This is a genomic window from Borreliella lanei (assembly GCF_014205895.1).
Lineage (GTDB): Bacteria > Spirochaetota > Spirochaetia > Borreliales > Borreliaceae > Borreliella > Borreliella lanei.
The window spans coordinates 65,154-86,792 of the sequence record NZ_JACHFC010000003.1 but is presented as its reverse complement, the minus strand read 5'-3'; the positions used below and the strand labels follow the sequence as shown (position 1 = coordinate 86,792).

Sequence of the window (21,639 nt, the reverse complement as noted above, 5' to 3'; positions counted from 1 at the left end):
TTGATTTATTATTTCTTTTAATATTAAATTTTCTCGTAATTTATGAGTTAATTTAATATATTTATTATTATGAGAAATGTGGTTTTATTTTTTTTTGCTTTGCCTTTTTCTATTTCTTTGTATTCTTCAAGTAATAAAAATTTTCCGTATTGGATTTTACTTGAAAAAGGCAGGCAATTTCTTTATTCTAAATCTGAATTTAGTAAGTCTAATCTTACACATGCTATTAATTATTTGCAGGAAGCTTTACTTAGAAAAGGCGTTTATCCTGAAGCTAGTTATTATTTGTCAGTAGCTTATGGTATGTCTGGCAATGCTATTCTTGAAAAATTAAACCTTTATAAGTCTTTTGAAGACAAAGATTATTTGCTAGATGAATCTTTTGAAAAAAAAATACTTTTTTCTTTAGCTAAAATGGCTGAACTTGAAAATAATTATGTTGATATGATTGATTATTTGAATGACATATTAAACAAGTTTTCAACTAAAAAAGATTATTATAGTTATCATGATTATGCTCAAGACAAAAATAGTATTCTAAACAGTGAATTTAATGTTTCATTTTATTTAACTTCTTATTTAAAGCAAGTAAGAGGAGCTTTTGGTATTGATTTTACTTTTAATCTTTACAGATTTAAAAACTACAATGTTATTGATACTCATCAATTATTGTCAAAAGTTTATTTGCGCTTAAAAGCTTATGAACTTTCAATTACTCATGGACTTATAGCCGCAGTAGGAATTTTAACAAGAATGTATGATTATGTTTGTTATTATGAACCTGTGTATCAGTTTAAAAATTTAAGGTCTTTTGTTCAAAAAATTAATGAGTATAAGGCAATAAAAAATGCTTTTGAATCTACAGATTTTTGGGAAATAGTTTATAATGTTGCTGCTGCTACTTATGCATATTCTAATGGCAATTATAAATTTAGAGCAATAGATACTTGGAAATTAATAGTAGATCTTGCACCAAGATTTTCTCCTTATATTGCGAAATCAAGAAGTCAAATTAAAAATTCTGTATATTTAAAAAAAATTAATTTTTAAATCTTGACTTGTAGTTCAGGGGGGGAATTAGTATTAGTATTCGTAAGAAAAACTTTTGCATTATTGCACACATTGATCATGGTAAATCTACATTAGCTGATCGATTTATTCAAAAGGCCAAAATAATATCTGATCGTGATTTTAAAAGTCAAATGCTTGACAGTATGGATATTGAGCGAGAAAGAGGAATTACAATAAAAAGTCAGGCAGTAACAATTACTTATAAAAGTAATGATGGTGATTTTTATGAGTTGAATTTTGTAGATACTCCAGGTCATGTTGATTTTTCTTATGAAGTCTCAAGGGCAATTTCGTCTTGTGAAGGTGCTCTTTTATTAATTGATGCAAGTCAGGGAATTCAAGCTCAAACAGTTTCTAATTTTTATATGGCTTTTGAGCATGATTTAGAAATTATTCCTGTTATTAATAAGATAGACCTTCCAAATGCTAATGTTGATTTTGTAAAAAAGCAAATAAAAAATGATTTGGGATTAAATGAAGAAATCGCTATTTCTATTTCTGCTAAGAATGGAATAGGAATTGATGATTTGCTTGAAGCTATTTGTAAGTATGTGCCATCTCCTAGAGGAAGTATTAAGGATCCATTAAGAGCATTAATTTTTGATTCACATTATGATTCTTATAGGGGAGTTGTTGTTCACTTTAGGATTTTCGAAGGACAAATCAAAACGGGCGATAAGATTAGGTTAATGCATACTAATAGCGAGCATTTAATTGAAGAGATTGGAATTTTTAAAATATCACTTGAAAGAAAAGATAGTCTAGAAGCAGGGGATGTTGGATATTTTATTGCAGGAATAAAAAATATATCAGATGTGAAAATTGGAGATACAGTAACCCTTTGTGATTTTCCCGCATTATCTCCTCTTGAGGGATTTAAAGAAGTTAAGCCTGTGGTGTTCTCTTCAGTGTATCCTGTTGATGCCAATCAATATGATGATCTTTTAAAGGCAATGGATAGATTAAAACTTAATGATGCATCGTTAACATTTGAAAAAGATTCATCATCTGCTCTTGGACATGGTTTTAAATGCGGATTTCTTGGTCTTTTGCATTTAGAAGTTATTCAAGAGCGTATTGAGCGTGAATTTAATTTAAATGTCATATTAACTTCTCCTTCTGTTAGATACAAAATAATTCCTAAAAAGGGAGAATCTTATTTTATTGAAACTCCTGAGCAATTTCCCGGAAGTGAAGCTATTGAAAGTGTTCTTGAGCCTTATATTAAGGCCAATATTATTGTTCCTACAGAATTTTTAGGAAATGTTATGAGTGTGTGTTTGTTAAAAAGAGGAGTGCAGACAAACTTAATTTATCTTGATACTAAGCGTGTTGAACTTATTTATAAAATGCCCCTTTCTGAAATCCTTTTTGATTTTTATGATAAGATTAAATCTGTGAGCCGTGGATATGCTTCTTTTGATTATGAGCTTTTAGATTATGAATATACAGATTTAGTAAGATTGGATATACTAGTCAATGGGGATAGAGTTGATGCACTCTCTCAGTTGGTTTTTAAAGACAGTGCCAGAACTAAGGCTATTGGGATTTGTAAAAAGTTGAAAGATGAAATAGCAAGACAACAATTTAGAATAGCCATTCAAGGTGCTATTGGTTCTAATGTTATTGCTCGAGAGACAATCTCTCCTGTTAGAAAAGATGTTACTGCCAAGTGTTATGGCGGTGATATTACTCGTAAGCGAAAACTTTTAGAAAAGCAGAAAGAAGGTAAAAAGCGAATGAAGATGGTAGGAAATGTTGAGATCCCACAAAGTGCTTTTCTTGCGGTTCTAAAATCCAATGATAATTAAATTTGTTTTTAATTTTTTGTGCTACGTGATTGGCAAAGCCCTTAGAAATGCGATAGAATATTTTTATCATTACTTATTTAAAATTAGTTGTACATAGTTTAAATTTATATGGAGTGATTTATGCTTAAATCTAATAAAGTTGTTCTTATTGGAGCTGGTGGAGTGGGTTCAAGCTTTGCTTATGCTTTGACAATAGACAATTCGCTTGTACATGAACTTGTGATTATTGATGTTAATGAAAATAAAGCAAAAGGGGAGGTCATGGACCTTAATCATGGCCAAATGTTTTTAAAGAAGAATATTAATGTATTGTTTGGAACTTACAAAGATTGTGCTAATGCAGATATTGTTGTAATTACAGCAGGACTTAATCAAAAACCTGGTGAAACAAGACTTGATTTGGTTGATAAAAATTCTAAAATTTTTAAAGATATTGTAACCAATGTTGTATCTAGTGGTTTTGATGGTATTTTTGTAGTTGCAAGTAATCCTGTAGACATTATGACCTATGTTACAATGAAATATTCCAAATTTCCTATTCATAAGGTTATTGGTACTGGTACTATTCTTGATACTTCAAGACTTAGATATTTTTTAAGTGATCGTTTTAATGTGAATACTCAAAATATACATTCATATATTATGGGTGAGCATGGTGACAGTTCTTTTGCTACTTGGGATGAAACAAAAATAGCAATGAAGCCTTTATCAGAATACCTTGCTGAAGGCAAAATAACTGAGTCTGAGCTTGATGAAATTCATAAAAAGGTTGTGAATGCTGCTTATGAGGTTATTAAGTTAAAGGGGGCAACCTATTATGCTATTGGGCTTGGTATTAAGAATATTGTAAATGCAATAATTGGAGATCAGAATGTTATTCTGCCAATATCTTCTTATATTAATGGTCAGTATGGGGGATTAGTTAAAGATATCTATATTGGAGCACCTGCCATAGTTTGTAAAGAAGGAGTCAAAGAAGTTTTAAACTTTAAGATAAGCTCTAAAGAACTTGAGAGGTTTAACAGTTCTGCTAATCAGCTTAAAAGCTATATTGATAAAATAGAATTTTAATTTTGGAGACCCCAAATATTTTAGGGGTTTTCATTTTTCAAGCATATTTTCTCCGTTTTTTCTATGTTCAATTGCTTCAAGTAAGGCTTCTCTTGAAATATTTTTTTCTTCTTTTAAATCGGAGATTGTTCTTGCAATTTTTAGTATTGAGTGTGTTGCTCTTGAAGATATGTTGAGTTTATTTAGAATGTAGATCAAATCATTTTTTAAGATTGCACTTAATTCGCAAAATTGTTCAATGTGATCGGAATTAAGATCAGAATTTTTATTTATGTTTGCAAAATTTTCGTATCTTATATTTTGAATGTTTCTTGCTTTTATTATTCTTTTTTTTATTTCACTTGAACTTTCGCTTGTTTCGCTGAGTAATTTTTCATTATTAATTGCTCTTGTTGGAACTCTAATATCAATTCTATCAAGCATTGCGGCTCCAAGTTTTTTCCAATAATTTGAAATTTCTTGTTGTGAACAAAAACAATCTGTGTTTTTTTTCCCAAGATTTCCACAAGGACAAAGATTCATTGCAAGCATTAATTGGAAATTGGCTGGGTATTTGAATAATTTAGAACTTGCTCTTGAGATTGAAATTGATTTATCTTCAATAGGTTCACGTAAAGATTGTAAGATAGATTTTTTAAATTCTAAAGCTTCATCTAAAAATAATATTCCGTTGTGTGCAAGAGACGCTTCTCCAGGTAAAGGATTAGGACCCCCTCCAATTATTCCTTCTTTACTAGCAGTATGGTGGGGATTTCTAAAAGGTCTTTGTTTTATTATTTTTCTGTCTATTAATTTCCCTGATATTGACCATATTCTGTTTGTTTCTATTAGCTCTTTATTTGTAAGTGGAGGAAGAATAGATTGAGCGCATTTAATACTAAGTGTTTTTCCGCTTCCAGGTGGACCAAATAACATGATATTATGTCCACCTGCAATTGCTATTTCAATTGCTCTTTTTGCTCTTTGTTGTCCTTTTATATTTTTAAAGTCATACTCTATAATATAATCTTCTTCAATTGTTGATTGGGGTTTAGTAGTTGTTCTTGGAGGGAGTATATTGTAGTTTAATTGTTCTATTATTTTTATAGTTTCTTTTAAATCTTTAACACCCCAAATATTCAAGCCATCTATTAGACTAGCTTCTTCTAAATTTTCAAGGGGAACTATTGCAAATTTTATTTCCTTTTCTTTGGCAAGTGCAATTGCTGGTAGAACAGCTTTTATTGATCTTATTTTGCCATCTAATTGCAATTCCCCTAATATTAAGATTTCTAAATTTTTATTATCTTTGCTTTCTTGGATTTTAATAATACTAATAGCAATCGAAAGGTCAAAAGCTGTTCCAAGCTTTTTAATTCCAGCTGGTGCAAGATTTATTAATATTCTATCTTTAGGGAAATTGAAATTTGAATTCTTGATAGCTGATTTTACTCTTTCTCTTGATTCTTTAATTTCGCTCCCAGCAAGTCCTACTATATCAATTCCAGAAATTCCTTTTTTAATGTCTATTTCAATCTCAATTAATTCTCCTTCATATCCGATTGATGAGTGTGAATAGATTTTCATCTAATAGCTCTCCTTAAGGCTTGTAGTTTTCCAAACTATCTTTTAATGATTTGTATGGCAGCAAAAAACAGTCTTTTCTATTTGTATTTGTAAATACGTCAAAAATTTTTAAACTTACGTCAATTTCATCTAGATTTGCAAAATCACTGTTTATCACTTTTTGAACTAAATTTAGGATTTCGGGTTTTGGTTTGTTATTGCACAATTTATTTAAAGCGTTGGCACTTGCAAGTAAAACTATGCAACCAGATGCATGATGTTTTAAATTAAATTTTCCGTTATTTGTTTCTATTATTTGAAATAAAATTTGATCTCCACATTTAGATTGATGTTTGAAATTCTGGTTTGTTTCTACTTTTATTATGTAATTATTTACTTTACTAAGCCTTATTAATTCTTTTTTAGTTTTTTCAGTGAGCATAATTTAATTTTATTTTCTTTGATTTATTAAATCAATAATAAAAGATAATATGAAGATTTTTAAATAAAAAACTTTAAAAATATAGCATACAGTTGAAATTGTTTTAATCTTTTTAAAGATTAAAACAATTTTTATTAATCCTAAAATTAAAGTTAATCAAAAATTGTATTTTTGATTAACTTTGTTTATATCTTTATTTTATAAGTTTTTATGAAAGCTCTTTTATTACTTTTTTTAATCCCAATATGAAAGTATCAATTTCTTCTTGTGTATTATAAAAATAAAAGCTAATTCTTAAAAGATGGTTTTTATTTAAATTTTCTGGGAAAAATGCCACATAGGAACAAGTTCTTCCGGCTCTGGTTGCTATTCCCATTGTATCTAGATAGGTTTCAATATCGTGTGAGTGAATATTTTTTACTGTAAATGATATTATCGAATTTCTTTTAAGATTTGTATTTAGTATAAATTCAACTTCATCAAGCTCTTGTAATTTTTTTACCCCATATTCGATTAACTGCTGATCATGCTCTAAAATAAAATCCATAGAAATATTATCAATATATTTTATTGCCTCTTCAAGTCCAATAATTCCTGCAATATTTGGGGTTCCCGATTCAAATTTATTAGGAGAATCGGATGATTTAAATTTAATTTTTTCATTTTCTATAAATATTTCTTCTACAGTATTTCCCCCTAATTTTGAGCTATGAAGTTTTTCAGCCATATTATTTGAAATGTATAAAATTCCTATTCCTGTTGGAGCAAGCATTTTATGTCCAGAAAATACCAAAAAATCACAGCCAATTTTTTTAACATCTATTTTTATGTGAGGTGCCATTTGTGCAGCATCTACAAAAAGAGGTATATTGTATTTTTTTGCGATTTTTCCAATAGATTCCAAATCATTAATGGTTCCTAGGGTATTGTTTATTCCTGAAATACTGATGAGCTTTGTTTTTTCTGTAATAAGTTTTTCAATTTCTTCGGGGGTAATAATTCCCATTTCATTGAATTTAGCTAATTTAATTGTTAAATTAGCTAAATTTGCAAGATTTACCCAGGGTAGCAAATTGCTATTATGTTCAAGAGTTGTAAGAATAATTTCATCTTTTTTTTTAAAGTATTTTGAGTAAAAAAATGAACTTGCAATAGTATTAATTCCATCAGTAGTTCCAGAGGTGAATATTATATTTTTTGCAGATTCTGCATTGATAAAATTTTTTACAAGTTCTCTTGTTTTTTCTATTTTTATGCTCGATTGAATTGCAAATTTATGACCGCTTCTGTGTACATTTGCGTTATAATTTTCATAATATTCAACGTTAGAATAAATTACGTTTTTGGGCTTTTGAGAGGTTGCTGCATTGTCAAAATAAATTATATGCTTATTGTCAAACTTTTTATTTAAAATAGGAAAATCTTTTCTTAAAAATTTAACCTTTTCGACATTACTTTTTATTTGTTTGAAATCCATAATCCTTATAAGTTCCTTTGTTTTTATTTTTAGCCTTTAATTATTATATCATTATTTTTTATTTACCAAAAAAAGTTTAAAATGATTATTAATTAATAATCATTTTTTTTTTAAATTGAAATTTGTTTTGTATAAAATTTGTTTATTGGCTATGTTTTTTGATTATGATATACTCGTTTATATGAAAGAAGTAATTTATAGGTTTGAAAAAGCTGAAGATTATAAATTAGTTCCTGTTAATAATATTTATGGGAATGTAACTAATACAGGAGAAATTTTTTGTGATCTTGTTTTTGAGTCCACAGAGATTTCTGAGGAGATTGCTTACACAAAAACCAAAGAAGGTGTTTTAGAAGAGGCTTCAAAAGAATTAAAAAGTGGAGAAGAGGGAAAAATAGTATTAATCAACTCTTTTATAGGAATTTCTATTACAAAGACCACTGCTAGAAATATTGCTTATTGGCTTTTAAAAAAAGTTGATGAATTAGAAGATAATGAATAGAAAAACATCTGAAGATAGAATTAAGATTTATTTGTCAAAACTTAGGAAGTATAGAAATAAAATTTTAAACAAAAAGAGTATTAAAAATATTATTGAATTATCAGATATTTCTGATAATGATATTGAAAATATAGGACTTCATTTTAGAAGATCTTATGCTAGAGCCAAAAGATTTTTTGATATAGGTAAGATAGATGTTGCTTTTAGAGAACTTGAATCTATTTATTTTTATTCTCTTCACGACAAATCAATGTTTAGTTTATTTTTTTTTCTTTTTAAGGAAATTGCTGATAAGGTAAATACCAAAGAATCTAAAAAAAAAATGATCCATGTAGCTTTACAAGCAAAAGAATTTGGGATAAGAGATGATTTAGATTTAATCGACTATTATGAATTTAAGAAATCCAAGAACAGAATGTTAATACTAACCATAAGTTCTATCTTAATATTTTGTATTTCTTTGATTACTTACAGATCTTTTCAGAGTTTTATGAGTATAAATGGGAATGGTAAAATGGCTTTAAAAGAAAAATTTGCTTCTTCTTTCACATCGCAAGGCCTTCCTCCTATTACTATGGCTACGGATTTGGTAGTTGAAGCTGTTAATCTTATTTCAAATCCTAAAGAGTTCTATTACATAGAAATAGAGGATGCCAAAGTTTTGGTATTTGAAGATGCGCATTTGTATCAGCTTAAAGCGGGGGTTGTATCAACAACGTACCCTGTTAAAAAGATTTCCTACAGAGTTACAGTTTACGATGATCTTGGCAAATCTGTGTTTAATCAGGTTTTTGCTAAAGAAAGTGATTTTTCTGCAAAATGGGGTAAAGATGTTTATATTCCAATTGATGTTATATCAAGCATACCAAGGGCTATCGATGTTAATCCTAAAAAAATAATATTAGATATTATTGACATTGATTTTTTTGAGAATGTTGATGATAAAATTGGTGTAAATCTTGATTCAGATTCTTTTATATTAAAATTTAAATATATTGGAAATTATTTTCAAAAGTCTTTTGGGATTTGTAAGGCGAATACTGTGATAGAAGTTTTCAATTCTTCAAAAGATGTTATTAAAAATTTGGAGATTGAAATTGGTTATATTGATAAGGAAGGTAGAATTATTAGGTCTTTGAGGCGCAAATTAATCTCTTCTGCAAATTCTTTTTTAAAATCAAAATCCAAGCAGAGTTTTACAATTAGTACGGTTTTCCCAAATGAGATTTATCCTACAATTGAAAAGGATTTTTCTTCTATTAAAATTTATAATGTTGTGATTAAATAGAGTTTTAAATTATCTTAAGATTTCTTTTTCTTTTAGATTTGAGACAATGTTAAGAGGAATCAGTGTGGTTAAAATGTTTATTAACATATAAAGCCCAAGAAGTGTTAAGCTAAAGCTTAGGCTTAAATTTATTTGAAATTCAGATACGTAATATTCTGAGTTTAATATTTCAGAATTTTCTTCTCCAAATATTTTTAAAAAAAAGTTTAAAACATTGTCAACAAAGTTTATTAAATAAGATATTTTAAGTGTTAAATAATTTCCAATTATTATTCCAATTCCGCAAAAGGTAGTGCTTAATGTGAGCGATATCAAAAGAAATATTATTTTTATGTTTAAATTATTCATTCCAATTGATTTTAGTATTGCAATTTTCTTTTTATTTTCAAAAATAAGCATTGAAAGGGACGAAGATATATTGATGCTTGCAAATATTATAATCAAAGCCATAATGAATATTAAAAGCTTTTTACTTATATCTAGATTATTGTATTTATTTGAGTAAAGTTCATAGAATGTTTTTATTTGGAATTCTTGAAATTCGGTTTCTAAATTCTGTTTTAAGATTTCATTGTTTTTTATGGAATTAGAATTTGTTTTAAGTCCAACTATGCTTTTTGAAAATTTTTTTGACATTAAATTTTCGTTTTCAAAAGAAATCAACACCAAATTATTATCAATATCTTTTAATCCGGTTTCAATTATTCCTGAGATATTAAATTTTTTTATTCTGGGCATTATTTTATCATTTTTTGTATTTGGAATCAAAATGTCAATTTTTTCATTAAGATTTAAATTAAGTTTATTTTTTATTTGATTTGAAATGAGTATAGAATCCTTTTTTAAATTTTTAGTACCCTTTATTAATTTTATTGATTTGTTTTCTAGTATGAATTTATTTTCTATCGCTCTTATTAATACACCTTGTTTTTTATTATTTCCAATAATTCCATAAGTTCTTTTTTCAAAAAAATAATTTAGATCTTTGTAATTATATTTCTTTTTCAATGAGCCTAATCTGTCTTTTAGATAATGAGTTCTATTTGTATCATTGTATTCTATTTGCATTGAAAATCCCTCACTTTCAATATATTTATTAATAGTAGAAGCCATGATGTTGCTAGACATATAATAAACAATAATTAATGGGATCATTACCAAACTTAATGATATTCCAGAACCTATTAAAGCTATTTTATTTGTTGAATTTTTAAAAATTAAATACGCAATTTTTGTGATTTCTGGTAGCTTTAGTATCATAATTTTTTTAATGTCCTATCTTTGAATTCGTATTTTGAATCAGCTTTGTTTGCAAATTGTGGGTTGTGGCTAACTAGTATTAAGGTTTTTTTTAAATTTTTTGCTGTATTGATAAGTAGATTTTCTACGGTTTTAGCTGTGCTTAAATCTAGATTTCCCGTAGGTTCATCACACAATATTATATTAGGTTCATTGATTAATGCTCTAGCAATAGCAACTCTTTGTGATTCACCTCCTGAGAGCTCTGAAGGGTAATGATTTGCTCTGTTTTCTATTTTTAATATTTTCATTAGATCGAAAGCTTTTTTATTTATTGTTTCTTTTGTTTCTTGTCCTGAGATAATTTGAGGTAAAATTATATTTTCAATTACATTAAATTCATTTATTAAATTATAATTTTGGAATACCAAACCTATTTGTCTGTTTTTGTACAAACTTAATGTTTTTTCATTTGCATTTTTCAAGAATATTCCGCACGATATTATATCTCCAGAATCTATTTTATCAATTCCTGAAATCATATTAAAAAGAGTTGATTTTCCACAACCACTTTTTCCTTGAATCGAAATAAATTCACCTTTTTCTACAGTTAAGTTTAAATTTTCTATTACTTGAATTTTTGTTTTATTTTTTTTATATGCTTTGCAAAGATTTTTTATAATTAATATATTGTCCATTTTACTGCCCATTTATAGTTTCAATGTTTTTTTGACTTCCAATTTTTTTTGTTGCCTTCACGCTTGAATACATTGTAGAAAAGCATGCAAAGCAGAAAGTAAATGCTAAATCGCTTAAAAATAATTTAGGAGTAATTATATTTTTTACTATTTGTATTTTAATGCCATCTATTTTTAAAGACAATATTTGATTTAAAAAATTTATTAAGGTGTTTACCAGATTGTCAATTATTTTTAAAATTTCATTTATATTTAAGGAAATGGAAATTCCCAGTACTAAGCCAAGAAGTCCTCCTATAGTGCAGATTATTATTGAATGAATAAAAAAAATTTGCTTTATTTTTTTTATTCTAAGTCCCATGGCTAATAGTATTAAAATAGCTTTATTTTTGTTTATTATTATTCTTTTTTGAAGATAATATGCATTAACGGCAATAACAATGAAAATGCTTGCTAAAATAATTAACATTGTATTTCGTTCTATTTTCAATATTTTATAGAATTCTTTATTGTATTCATTCCAAGTTTTTGCTTTAATTTTTGGATTAACAGCTTTGATCTTTTCAATTAATTTGTTACTTGGGTTTAAATTTTTTGTTTTTACTTGGTAATTAATACTAGAATTATGTAAAATTTTATTTTTAATAAAATAGTCTATATTCATAAAAATTAAAGTTTCATTTATTTTTGCATAATTACTTTTAAAGATCGATTTTATTTTAAAGCTTTTTATATCATTTTTTAATGATATAAGTGTTTTTATTTCATCGGTTATTATTAATTCTAGGGGATCATTTTCAAATAAGTTAAAATTGTGGGAGAGGACATTTCCAATAATGATTTCATTGTCTTTAAGATCCAGCTCATCTTTTTCAAGTCCCGTAAATGAAATGAAATTTTGGTCTTTTTTGAGATCTTTAATATCAACTGCAATGATATTTAAAATAGTTGGATAATAATAATTTTGAATTCCAATGCCTTGTGTTTCGTATATTTTATTTATATGTTTTATTCCTTCAATCTTTTTAATTTTTTTAATTTCTTCTTGAGTTAGTTCATTTTCTATTTTTAAGTTTCCACTTTCTACATTTGTAATGCTAAGAAAAAAATCGTTTTGAAAACCATTCATGATTGATATTGTTAGGATAATTATTATTTTACCTAAAGCAATGCTTAATATTATTACAATTGTGAGAGCTAGGCTATTTTTTTCTTCTAAAATTAATCTTTTAAGCAAAAAATTTCTTATTCCCATTTAATTTGTTCCTATTGGTTTTTCTTCGGTGACTTTTCCGTTTTTGTGTTTTACCCTAAGAGCAGGTTTTTTATTGTAGTATATTTCTTCTTCATATTCATTATCATTGTGGTATTCGGTTTTTAGATAAATTATGTCGTTCTCATAAATTTTTTTGCTTTTTAATTGATTGTCTTGGTTATATTCGTATTCAATTTTAGTATTTGTGTATTGGTCTTTATCCTTTTCTTTAGTGTTTTGAAGAATTATCATATCAGATTCGTTGTATTGAAAATCATTTATTTTTATAAGTTCATTATTTTTATATGTTTCTTCTTTGATTAGGTTGTTTGCCTTGTAGGTAGATATGATTTTTGTATTCTCTTCTTCAAAGGTATTTACTATTTTTTCTTCATCTAGATACTGATTTTTTTCTTTGGATTTTATTTTATTGTTAACAATTATTGTACTGTTTGAATTTCTTTTTTTGTCATCATATTTTATTACTTTTGTTGTTGCTTTTTTGATGTCAAAATATGTAGATTTTATGTCGCCATTAATTCCATAGTTCCAAATTTGGAAATTTGATCCTGTTATTTTTAGTAATTTGCCATTTTCGTCTTTAGAATAATATATTAATTTTGGTTTTTGGTTTATTGTTTTTAAATTTTTAGATATTAAGTTTCCATTTTCGTAAAAGTAATTTGCTGTTTCAAGAATTTTTCCTTTGTTATCATATTCAATTTCTTGTATTTTGTTATTTAAATTGTCGTAAACCTCTTCTTTTCTTTTTGTATCTTTTATATCATAATGTGTGATTTTTTTTGTGTTTTCTATGATTTGAATTGTTTTGTATTTTATTAAGTTATTTTCTTTGTATAGGTAGAGTTTTTCAGTATCATCAATAGAATAATATTCAATGTAAAATCCCGTTTTTGGTTTTTCATTTAATTTTTGGTATTTATTGAAAAATGCATCAGATGCAAAATAGCTTTTTGCATAAATAATTTGTGGTATAAATAGAAGAAGTATTAATTGGTTTTTTTTCATAGCAATTTATTAAGATATTCATTGATATCAAATTCTTTAATATCTTCTAGTTTTTCTCCAAATGTAGTAAAGTATATAGGCTTTTCAATAATTTTTGAAATATTTATTATTATGCCTGCTCTGGAAGATGAATCAAGTTTTGTGATTATCATTCCGTCTATTTCTATTGCTTTATTAAAAATTTCTGCTTGGCTATTTGCATTTTTCCCAATAGTAGAATCTATTACAAGTATTTTTTGGTAATTGATGTCAGTGTTTTTTATTTGCTTTAATATTACATTGTTTATTTTTTGAAGCTCTTTTATTAAATTTTCTTTATTTTGCAATCTTCCGGCTGTGTCAATAATTAGTGCATCGTAATTTTTAAGCTTAGCGCTTGATATGCTGTCGAATATCACAGCTGATGGATCGCTTCCTTGGTTTTGAGATATTATTTTGATCCCGATTTGTTCTCCATAAATTTTCATTTGTTCGATTGCGGCTGCTCTGAATGTGTCGGCAGCCGATATTAATATATTTTTGCCTTCATTTTTTAATTTATTTCCAAGTTTTGCTATGCTTGATGTTTTTCCAATTCCATTTATACCAACTATTAATAAAATATTTAATTTGTTATTTTCTAGAGTAAATTTTTTTGTGTTAATATAATTACTTAAAAGTTCTTTTAGTTTTTCAATAATATTTTTTTCGTTTTTATTTTTTTCTTTTGTTAATTTATTTATTATTTCTATTACAATCTCATTATTAATGTCTGACTCTAATAAAATGTCTTCTAAATTTTCAATAACATTTTCTTGTTGTTTGCTTTTAAATAAATTTTTTATTTTTTCTAAAATGCCCAAAAGTTTGTTCTCCTATATTATTGCAGATTATTAAGTTTATTCTCCCATATTTGCTTCTTTAATATATTCTACTAAATGAGTTATTAATGAGATAAAACTTCCAATAGTTAAGGTGATGCCTGCTCCAAATAGAAATGTTGCAGTCATTTGTTCTGCTTTTGCCATATAAACATCTTCTGCTGTTAATCTTTTGTTAATAAAGTGATTGCCCGTTATTTTATAAAGCGCTTCTGAGTTGTTAAGCAATGTTCCTGCAAAAATGGTTCCTATTGTGCTTAATGTAAAAATAGTTAGATTGACATAAAATTTATCTCTTGTGTCGATAAGTCTATTTTTGTTAGTTTTTATCATTTCTATTTCTACGTGATCTTCTTCTTTATTTATTAACTTGAATTTATCTTTATATCCTTTGGATTTAAGCAAAATGATGTCTTGATTTTCTGGTTTTTCAATTTCAATTGGGGTTTCTCCCATAAATATGCCTTTTTTAAAAACTTTAGATTGTACATTGCTTGTAATTGATATTTTTTTAGAGATTGTTCTTTTTAAGTCAATATTTAATATTATTGAATCTGCATTTTTTACCTTTCTTTTAATAGAGTAGTTTTCGAAATTTGTACTTGTGATTTGTATTTCAATTTCTTTGTTTGGGAGTTTAGAAATGTCAAAAATATTATCGTAATAGATTCCTTTTGAAACAAATTTTTCATTTATATAGATTTTTGCATCTGGGTTGTTTTTAACGTTAATGTTGATTTTTAAAAATTCTCTGCCCAATATTTCTTTGAGGCTGTATTTTGTTATTTGATCTGCAATTTCATTAACAGAAGATGATGTTTTAAATACTGCTTTTTTAGTCTCAATTTTCTCAGGAGTGATGTTACTAATTTCTAGTAAATAATAATTTTCTATTTTTTTTAGGTCAATATAGCTAATAAAAAATAATTCTTCTCTTATGAAAAATTCTTTATTTAAATTTGATATATTTGTTTGTTCTTCGATTTTTTTATATTTTACTTTTAGTTTTTTTAAATTGTTAAAATATTCTGCAAATTTTTTTTGTTTACTGTTAATATTTTGAATATTTGTTTTAAGCTCATCAATTTTGGTTTTGGTGTTATGTTTTTCTTTTGCGGTTATTATGTTTTGAAGTTTTTTTTTATCCATTTCTTTTTTTAATTTGCTAATTTCAAGTTCTGTTTTTATTATATCTTGATTTATATAAATGTCTTCAATGATGCTTCTGTCATCATTGTTTACTATATGCTCTGTTATTTTATCATAGATTTTGTTTAATTGTTTTTCAATTCCTTTTTTAAGGTCAATATTTTCTTTTTTTGTATTGATGATATAAGAAAAGTTGTACTCAATATTACTTTGAGAGTGTATTTTGTATATTGTACATACTAGTAATAGTATTACTAGCTTTAGTTTAAGCTTTTCCATTTTAGATACTCTTCTATGAAATTGTCTATATTGCCGTCCATAACTGAAGTGGTATTTGAATTTTCAAATTTTGTTCTGTGATCTTTTACTAGATTGTAAGGTTGAAATACGTAAGATCTTATTTGGTTGCCCCAAGAAATTTCTTTTTTTGTGTCTTGCTTGGATTTGTTTTTTTCATCTTCTTTGCTCTTATAATATTCGTAAAGTCTTGATTTTAAAACTTTCATTGCCAAGTCTTTGTTTTTGTGCTGACTCCTGTCGCTTTGGGATTGAGTTACTATTCCTGTTTCAATATGAGTTATTCTTACAGCAGAAGATGTTTTGTTGACATGTTGTCCTCCGGCTCCTGATGCTCTGTATGTATCAATCCTTACATCTTCTGGTTTTATTATTATTTCTATTTTATCATCAATAACAGGGTCAACAAATACTGATGCAAAAGAGGTATGCCTTTTTTTAGCAGCATCGAAAGGAGAAATTCTTATAAGACGATGTATTCCGACTTCACTTTTTAATAGTCCATAGGCATACTCCCCTTTGATTTCTATTGTGACAGATTTGATTCCACCTTCTGCTTCAAGTAAATCAATAAGTTCTGTTTTGTATTTTTTTCTCTCAGCATATCTTGAATACATTCTGTAAAGCATTGCAACCCAGTCACATGCTTCAGTGCCTCCAGCTCCAGAATGAATAGTTAAAAAAGCATTGTTTGCGTCAAGCTCTTCTTTAAAGTAAGAAATTGTGAGTAAATCTTTGTATTGTTTTTCAAGTGCATTAAATTCGATTTCCAAGCCGTTAGCATCTTTTTCATTTTCAGCAATTTCGCACAAATCGCTTAAGTCTTTTATTTTATTTATTAGCTCTTCCCACGGATCAATTTTGTTTTTTAGGATACTTTGAGCTTTAATTACTTCTTGAGCTCTTTTAGGATCATTCCAAAAATTTTTCTGGTTTATTTCTTTTTCATATTTTTCGATTTTAGCTTGAATTTCATTTTTGTCAAAGCTTCCTCCAAATGTCTTTGGCTTGTTTAAGCAATGTATTTATTTTTTCTTTCATTTTTATTTCTCGCTATTATTGATTGTATATTAATATAATTATATTTGGAATTAAAGATAAAATAAACATTATAAAAAAATATATTGGTTCGTTTTCCAATATATTGATTTTAGGGTTTTTATCAAAGTTTTTTTTTATTGATGTTATCGACATTAAAGCTATTAGTATGCCAAGTGCAGATAGAACAAGTATTTCTAATCCTTCAAAAAATCCGTTGTTTTTATCAAGCGCAAAAAATGTTATTGCAATTAAGCTGCTATTTGAAAGCATGAAATCGTTTGAATAATTTGATTTTTTGTTGTAAATAATAAATATATCATTTAATACTTTAAATGATAATACAAACATGTAAATTAAAATTACATAAAAAATTGGCATTAAGAACAGTAAATTATTCTTTGCAAACAGTTTATAGAGATAAAACGATATTGAATATATTAATAAAGAAGTAATTGTTATTATGACGTATTTTCTTATTAGGATTATATTGTTTTTTATTTTTATGTCCTCAAATCCAACAAAGTGTATTAAAGTTAAGTTGTTAATAATTAAGCATGTAATTAAATTATTAGTCATAATTTTATTATATCCTTTTCATTTTCAAGAGAGGTTTTGAGTGCTTTTTTTTCTTTATTTGTTTTCAAAACGTGCATTATTTTTTTAATTTTGAAGGTTAAGCTATATTTTTTTATTAAGTTTGAGCTTGCTTGTAGGATAAAAATAGATATTATGACAGATAAAGTTTCAAAAGGAATATAGCTTAATGTCAAAAAGTATATAAATGCCAATAGTGTTCCGTAGAGTATTTGCTCAAATTTAAAGTGTGGTGTTATTTGCAATTCTGTTGCCATTGTAAATATTAATAACATTGGTATTGGAGAGATAAGTAATGTCAACATATCTGAGCTGATGTGGCTTAGCATTCCTATATTATGTGCTATGTATGAGATTGTCATCAAGCTTATATAAAATGACAATGGTATTAATTTGTTAATTATATATTTACCAACTATTAATAAGAGTCCAAAATAAAGCAAGATAGGAGATATTTTTTTTTCATTATTAATTCCCAAAAGACTTTCAATATGAAATCTTGTGACAATTATATTAAAAGCAGAAAAAATGTTTTGATTTACAAAGTTTTCAATTGCAGCTATTTTTTTGTTTTCATATCTTGTCAAGGTATTTAAACTTTTTAAATTTTTTATGTTTGGATTTGTTTCAATTATTTCATTCCAGGTTGGAATTATTGAATTTGAGTTTTTAAGTTCCTCTTGATAGGTTTGCTTAAAACTTACTGGAAAATTTAATACAAAAAACATAAAAGAAATTAATATAGGGTTTGCTAAAAATGCTGATAGTCTAAAAAAGTAAAAGAATACTAAAAAAGTGAATAATAAGGAGGTTATTTTTAGTGTAATTTCTAAATCCAAAGGCAATATAATGCTCATCATTAAGGCGGCGTAAACAAAAAAAGACAAACATTTGTAATTAATTTTTAGCATTATAGGTATATAGACTACTACACTAATAAATATTAACAGCAAAGTGTCTGTCATAAATTTTGTGTTATTTAGGAAAGAAAATGTCAGACTAGGTGATAGTGATAGTATGATAGCAAAGTATATGTCTTTTAAATTGTTTTCAGTGTATATTACTTCATTTGTTAGACTTTCATTGAGAATTTTGCCTTTAATTTCTTTTTGAACCTTATGTATTTCTTCTTCTACTTCTTTTTCTGTATAATTAAATATTTTTAATTTGCTGTTATTATTTATTTTTTCATTCTTTAAGAATGAAAAAATAATATTTTCCATTTGCAATGGCGAAAAACTGGATATAAACAATGCTTTAATTTTGTCATATATTGACTTTTTCTTTAGTATGGTGAGGCTATAAATATCCCTTGTTATCGGTATGTTTAATGTTTTGATTTTTATTTTATTGGCTGGATTGTTTAAAAAAAATTCATATTTTTTTGTATCAATTTTCTCATTTATTAGCTGGCTGAAAGAGGTCCCAATTTTTACTTTCAATATTCTGCTTTTTATTTTTTTATTTCCATTTATAGCTACAAATTTTTCTTTATAAGGGTTGTTATTTTTTATGACAAGATTTGCATTGTATAGATCTTCAATATTTGCTAATAAAATATTATTGTGGGAGTTTATATCATCTTTTGTATTTTTATTATTGTATAAAAAGTGCATTATCATTTCGTGATTTGTATAAGGATATGCATTTTCTAAAGATTTAATTTTTATTTTTCTGTTTTTAAAAATACTCAATTTTTCGAATTCTTTTTTAAGTTTGTCTTTATTGGATATTATTATTATTTCTTTGAATTTAAATATTTTGTCGATTATTTGGAATCCTGAAAAAATTTCTTCTAATTTTTCTGCCATCAGTGCTTCTGAAATATTTGTAAATGCATCCTTGCCGTTTGTTAATAAAATCATTTTGTCTATTTTTTTACATTTGTTTATGAATTGAAATAAAGAATTTTCGTTAAACCAAGGAATTCCCAGTTGAATTAATTTTTCCAAGGTTTTTTCTCTTGAGGCCTCTTCGTCAATTGGTGTTTTTTCTGTTTTTATTTTTCCTTGAAATTTGATTAATGCTGATTTTAATTTTTTTCCATCTGGAAAATTGGCTGTGTATATTTTTTCTACTATTCCAGATATTGGAGAGTATGTGTATAGCTCTATGTTTGAGTTTTTAGATAAAATTTGATTTTCTTCTATTTTTTGTTTTTCAATTATGTATATTATGGATTTTGAATTTTCTGTTTCAAGGGGTATTAGGACATACTCAGGTATTTGAATCTCGTTAATGTTTACTTCGTATTTATTGTATTTTTTAAAAATTGTTTTTACTTTTTCTAAATCTAGCATTAGCTATTTATCCTTGAATATATTTTTTGTAGGTTTTTTCATTTATGTTTAAAAGAATTGTAAATCTTATTGCTTTAAATAGGAATAGTAATACAAAGAAGGGCAAAGAGAAAAAGAAAAGCATTTTGTAATTTTTTTTATCTATGTTGATATTGTTCTTGTTTTCTTTATATATTAGGATTGGATTTTTATTTTTTAAAAACAGTCTTGGAAGATCTTTTTTAAGAATTTCATCAATAAATGATTTGTCTACTTCGTAAACAGTTTTAGGATTAATTTCTATCTTGTCTTTTTTAATTTCAAAATAATTTTCTTTTATATCTTTAGGAATTTTCCCATATTTAGCGGCAATATTGTATCTTAGTTCGTTTTGATAAAGAATGTGAGATATGTACCCTATAATATTGGGCATGTCTTTGTTATATCCTAGCATTATATAAATATTGTTAGGATTTAAATAATCAAAATAATTTAATTTTTTACTGTAAAGGTAGTTAATGTTTTCATAAGAATTTAGCATATAGCTTGAATAAGTAAAAGGAATTAATGAAAGTGTAAATAGCAGTAGATGTATTGCTATTTTTGATTTTAAAGCTTTTTTTCCTTCTATTTTTTTCTCTTTAATCTCGATTGGGAATAAGAAAGTATCTTTAAAATTGCTTTCTGTTTTGATCCAGCTGAAAATTAAGAAAATACAAAGAGTTGGTATTGCAACAAATGCAATAAAAGTGGGATCAATATTTGTAGTAAAAAGGGTTGTGATTGTAATGAAATATAGAGTTGTGAATATAAATAAAAATAATAAATGTTTTATTTTTGCCATTAGTGTTAAAAAATTTATTTCTTTTAAATATATTTTATTGTAATTTTTGTTAAAATTGCTGATTATTGAAAATAGCAAATAAGAGAGAACTGTAAATGGATAAAAATACATTATTTCTTTACTTATCATAAAAGTAAGAGATGAAATTAATAGAAAAATTAAAGTAAATATAGAGTTTGTTGAGTCTAAAAAAATTAATAAAATTATTATGATTAGAAATATTATGCTTGAAATAAAATTAATTTTTGCTTTGTAGTCAAGAGAATGTATGTCGGCATTAATATTGAGTTCTTTTTTTAGTTTTTTAAAATTTATAGTTTTGAACCTGCTTTCAACATAAAGAAGTTTTTTATGCTCTATGTTGAAAAGATTGGGGAGCTTTTTTAAAAATATGCTTTTTCTCAGGTCAAGATTGTTAAGTTGGTTTATTTCATTTATTGTGATTTTTTTATTTTCGGGAAAGTCTAAAATGTCAATTTTTGTTGTGTATTCTGAGATTGTTTTGTATCCTAATGAATTTATATATTCATTGGCAGCTTTTAGATCATTTTCATTTTCAAAGTATAAAGGTTTGTAGTCTCCAAATTGAGCTAAGTCGCAGGAATTGATAAGTGGCATTGTTGTAATTAAATATAAAAACCCTAAAAAACGCACCATTTATTTTTTCCTATGCTAAAAATAGCACACAATATATGCAGAGACTATTCCTATTATTATGCCCGTTAGAACCTCTTTCTTTTTGTGTCCCTTGACTACTTTTATTTTTGTTGTGTCAATTTTTATTTCTTTTTTTAATTTTTCTGATAATGCATTCAAATATTCTGCTTGAACTCCAGACATATATCTTACGCCGAAAGAATCTCTTATTGTAATAAGGGCAAATGCAAGAGCTATTATAAAATTTGTATCTATTCCTTCAGTTAGTGCAATTGAGGTTGAAAGAGCAGTGACTGTTGATGAGTGACTACTTGGCATGCCTCCCGTTTCTAGGAAAATTTTTTTTAAAAGATGTGCTGGAGTTAGTTTTAAATTTCTTGTTTTTGCGGTTTGGATACCATATTTAATTACTTGAGCAGAAATTCCTGATACAAGACAAGATAAAAAAAGATCATTAGTAAGCAATGCCCTTATCATTATTAAGCCTCCT

The 21,639-nt window shown here is 26.2% G+C and carries 18 protein-coding genes and 1 pseudogene; 5 read left to right on the top strand and 14 right to left on the bottom strand.

Features of this window, described 5'->3' with window-relative positions:
* The first annotated feature begins 69 nt into the window (after positions 1–69).
* The 3 genes from HNQ06_RS03670 (at position 70) to HNQ06_RS03660 (ending at position 3,953) form a co-directional block, all read left to right on the top strand.
* The gene (locus HNQ06_RS03670; RefSeq protein ID WP_184107597.1) at positions 70–1,050 is read left to right on the top strand and encodes a hypothetical protein; all 981 of its coding nucleotides are present in this window, start codon (positions 70–72) and stop codon (positions 1,048–1,050) included.
* A 26-nt stretch (positions 1,051–1,076) separates the two neighbouring features.
* Complete coding sequence (gene lepA / locus HNQ06_RS03665; RefSeq protein ID WP_184107704.1) at positions 1,077–2,882, top strand: translation elongation factor 4; 1,806 nt, start codon at positions 1,077–1,079, stop codon at positions 2,880–2,882.
* Between the two features lie 120 nt (positions 2,883–3,002).
* Positions 3,003–3,953, top strand: a complete 951-nt coding sequence (locus HNQ06_RS03660) for an L-lactate dehydrogenase (RefSeq protein ID WP_184107596.1) — start codon at positions 3,003–3,005, stop codon at positions 3,951–3,953.
* Between the two features lie 30 nt (positions 3,954–3,983).
* On the opposite strand, the gene HNQ06_RS03655 is transcribed toward HNQ06_RS03660, so the two are convergent.
* The 3 genes and pseudogenes from HNQ06_RS03655 to HNQ06_RS03645 all read right to left on the bottom strand — a co-directional run bounded on the left by HNQ06_RS03655 (position 3,984) and on the right by HNQ06_RS03645 (position 7,417).
* The gene (locus HNQ06_RS03655) at positions 3,984–5,519 is read right to left on the bottom strand and encodes a YifB family Mg chelatase-like AAA ATPase (RefSeq protein ID WP_184107595.1); all 1,536 of its coding nucleotides are present in this window, start codon (positions 5,517–5,519) and stop codon (positions 3,984–3,986) included.
* Positions 5,516–5,940, bottom strand: a pseudogene (locus HNQ06_RS03650) (iron-sulfur cluster assembly scaffold protein). Before HNQ06_RS03650 ends, HNQ06_RS03655 begins: the two are co-directional and overlap by 4 nt.
* Before the next feature lie 208 nt (positions 5,941–6,148).
* Complete coding sequence (locus tag HNQ06_RS03645) at positions 6,149–7,417, bottom strand: cysteine desulfurase (RefSeq protein ID WP_184107593.1); 1,269 nt, start codon at positions 7,415–7,417, stop codon at positions 6,149–6,151.
* 181 nt (positions 7,418–7,598) lie between these two features.
* On the opposite strand from HNQ06_RS03645, the gene HNQ06_RS03640 reads away from it, so the two are divergent.
* Together HNQ06_RS03640 and HNQ06_RS03635 are read left to right on the top strand one after the other, a co-directional pair.
* Complete coding sequence (locus HNQ06_RS03640) at positions 7,599–7,919, top strand: hypothetical protein (protein ID WP_184107592.1); 321 nt, start codon at positions 7,599–7,601, stop codon at positions 7,917–7,919.
* Positions 7,909–9,207 carry a hypothetical protein gene (locus tag HNQ06_RS03635; protein ID WP_184107703.1) on the top strand — a complete coding sequence of 433 codons (1,299 nt, stop codon included), beginning with the start codon at positions 7,909–7,911 and terminating at the stop codon, positions 9,205–9,207. The genes HNQ06_RS03640 and HNQ06_RS03635 overlap by 11 nt, the downstream gene beginning before the upstream one ends.
* A 9-nt stretch (positions 9,208–9,216) precedes the next feature.
* On the opposite strand, the gene HNQ06_RS03630 is transcribed toward HNQ06_RS03635, so the two are convergent.
* The 11 genes from HNQ06_RS03630 to HNQ06_RS03580 all read right to left on the bottom strand — a co-directional run bounded on the left by HNQ06_RS03630 (position 9,217) and on the right by HNQ06_RS03580 (position 21,626).
* Complete coding sequence (locus HNQ06_RS03630) at positions 9,217–10,467, bottom strand: ABC transporter permease (RefSeq protein ID WP_184107591.1); 1,251 nt, start codon at positions 10,465–10,467, stop codon at positions 9,217–9,219.
* Entirely contained in the window at positions 10,464–11,144 is a 681-nt protein-coding gene (locus tag HNQ06_RS03625; protein WP_184107590.1) for an ABC transporter ATP-binding protein, read from the bottom strand. Before HNQ06_RS03625 ends, HNQ06_RS03630 begins: the two co-directional genes overlap by 4 nt.
* 1 nt (position 11,145) lies before the next feature.
* Complete coding sequence (locus tag HNQ06_RS03620; RefSeq protein WP_184107589.1) at positions 11,146–12,399, bottom strand: ABC transporter permease; 1,254 nt, start codon at positions 12,397–12,399, stop codon at positions 11,146–11,148.
* Entirely contained in the window at positions 12,400–13,428 is a 1,029-nt protein-coding gene (locus HNQ06_RS03615) for a hypothetical protein (protein WP_184107588.1), read from the bottom strand.
* Positions 13,425–14,270: a signal recognition particle-docking protein FtsY gene (gene ftsY / locus HNQ06_RS03610; RefSeq protein ID WP_184107587.1), complete on the bottom strand. Its 846-nt coding sequence runs from the start codon at positions 14,268–14,270 to the stop codon at positions 13,425–13,427. Before ftsY ends, HNQ06_RS03615 begins: the two co-directional genes overlap by 4 nt.
* Before the next feature lie 36 nt (positions 14,271–14,306).
* Positions 14,307–15,716, bottom strand: a complete 1,410-nt coding sequence (locus HNQ06_RS03605; protein ID WP_184107586.1) for a hypothetical protein — start codon at positions 15,714–15,716, stop codon at positions 14,307–14,309.
* Positions 15,698–16,775 (bottom strand): peptide chain release factor 2 gene (prfB, locus tag HNQ06_RS03600; protein WP_184107585.1). Its coding sequence is split into 2 segments (ribosomal slippage): positions 15,698–16,717 and positions 16,719–16,775, totalling 1,077 coding nucleotides; the frame shifts between segments, so codons are not numbered across the junction. The genes HNQ06_RS03605 and prfB overlap by 19 nt, the downstream gene beginning before the upstream one ends.
* Before the next feature lie 15 nt (positions 16,776–16,790).
* Positions 16,791–17,351, bottom strand: a complete 561-nt coding sequence (locus HNQ06_RS03595; RefSeq protein WP_184107584.1) for a hypothetical protein — start codon at positions 17,349–17,351, stop codon at positions 16,791–16,793.
* Positions 17,348–19,669, bottom strand: coding sequence for an RnfABCDGE type electron transport complex subunit D (locus tag HNQ06_RS03590; protein WP_184107583.1), 2,322 nt, complete (start codon positions 19,667–19,669; stop codon positions 17,348–17,350). The genes HNQ06_RS03595 and HNQ06_RS03590 overlap by 4 nt, the downstream gene beginning before the upstream one ends.
* Positions 19,670–19,676: 7 nt before the next feature.
* Positions 19,677–21,149 carry a hypothetical protein gene (locus HNQ06_RS03585; protein WP_184107582.1) on the bottom strand — a complete coding sequence of 491 codons (1,473 nt, stop codon included), beginning with the start codon at positions 21,147–21,149 and terminating at the stop codon, positions 19,677–19,679.
* A 15-nt stretch (positions 21,150–21,164) separates the two neighbouring features.
* A complete protein-coding gene (locus HNQ06_RS03580; protein ID WP_184107581.1) occupies positions 21,165–21,626 on the bottom strand; it encodes a divergent PAP2 family protein in 462 nt (153 codons plus the stop codon).
* Between the last annotated feature and the right edge of the window lie 13 nt (positions 21,627–21,639).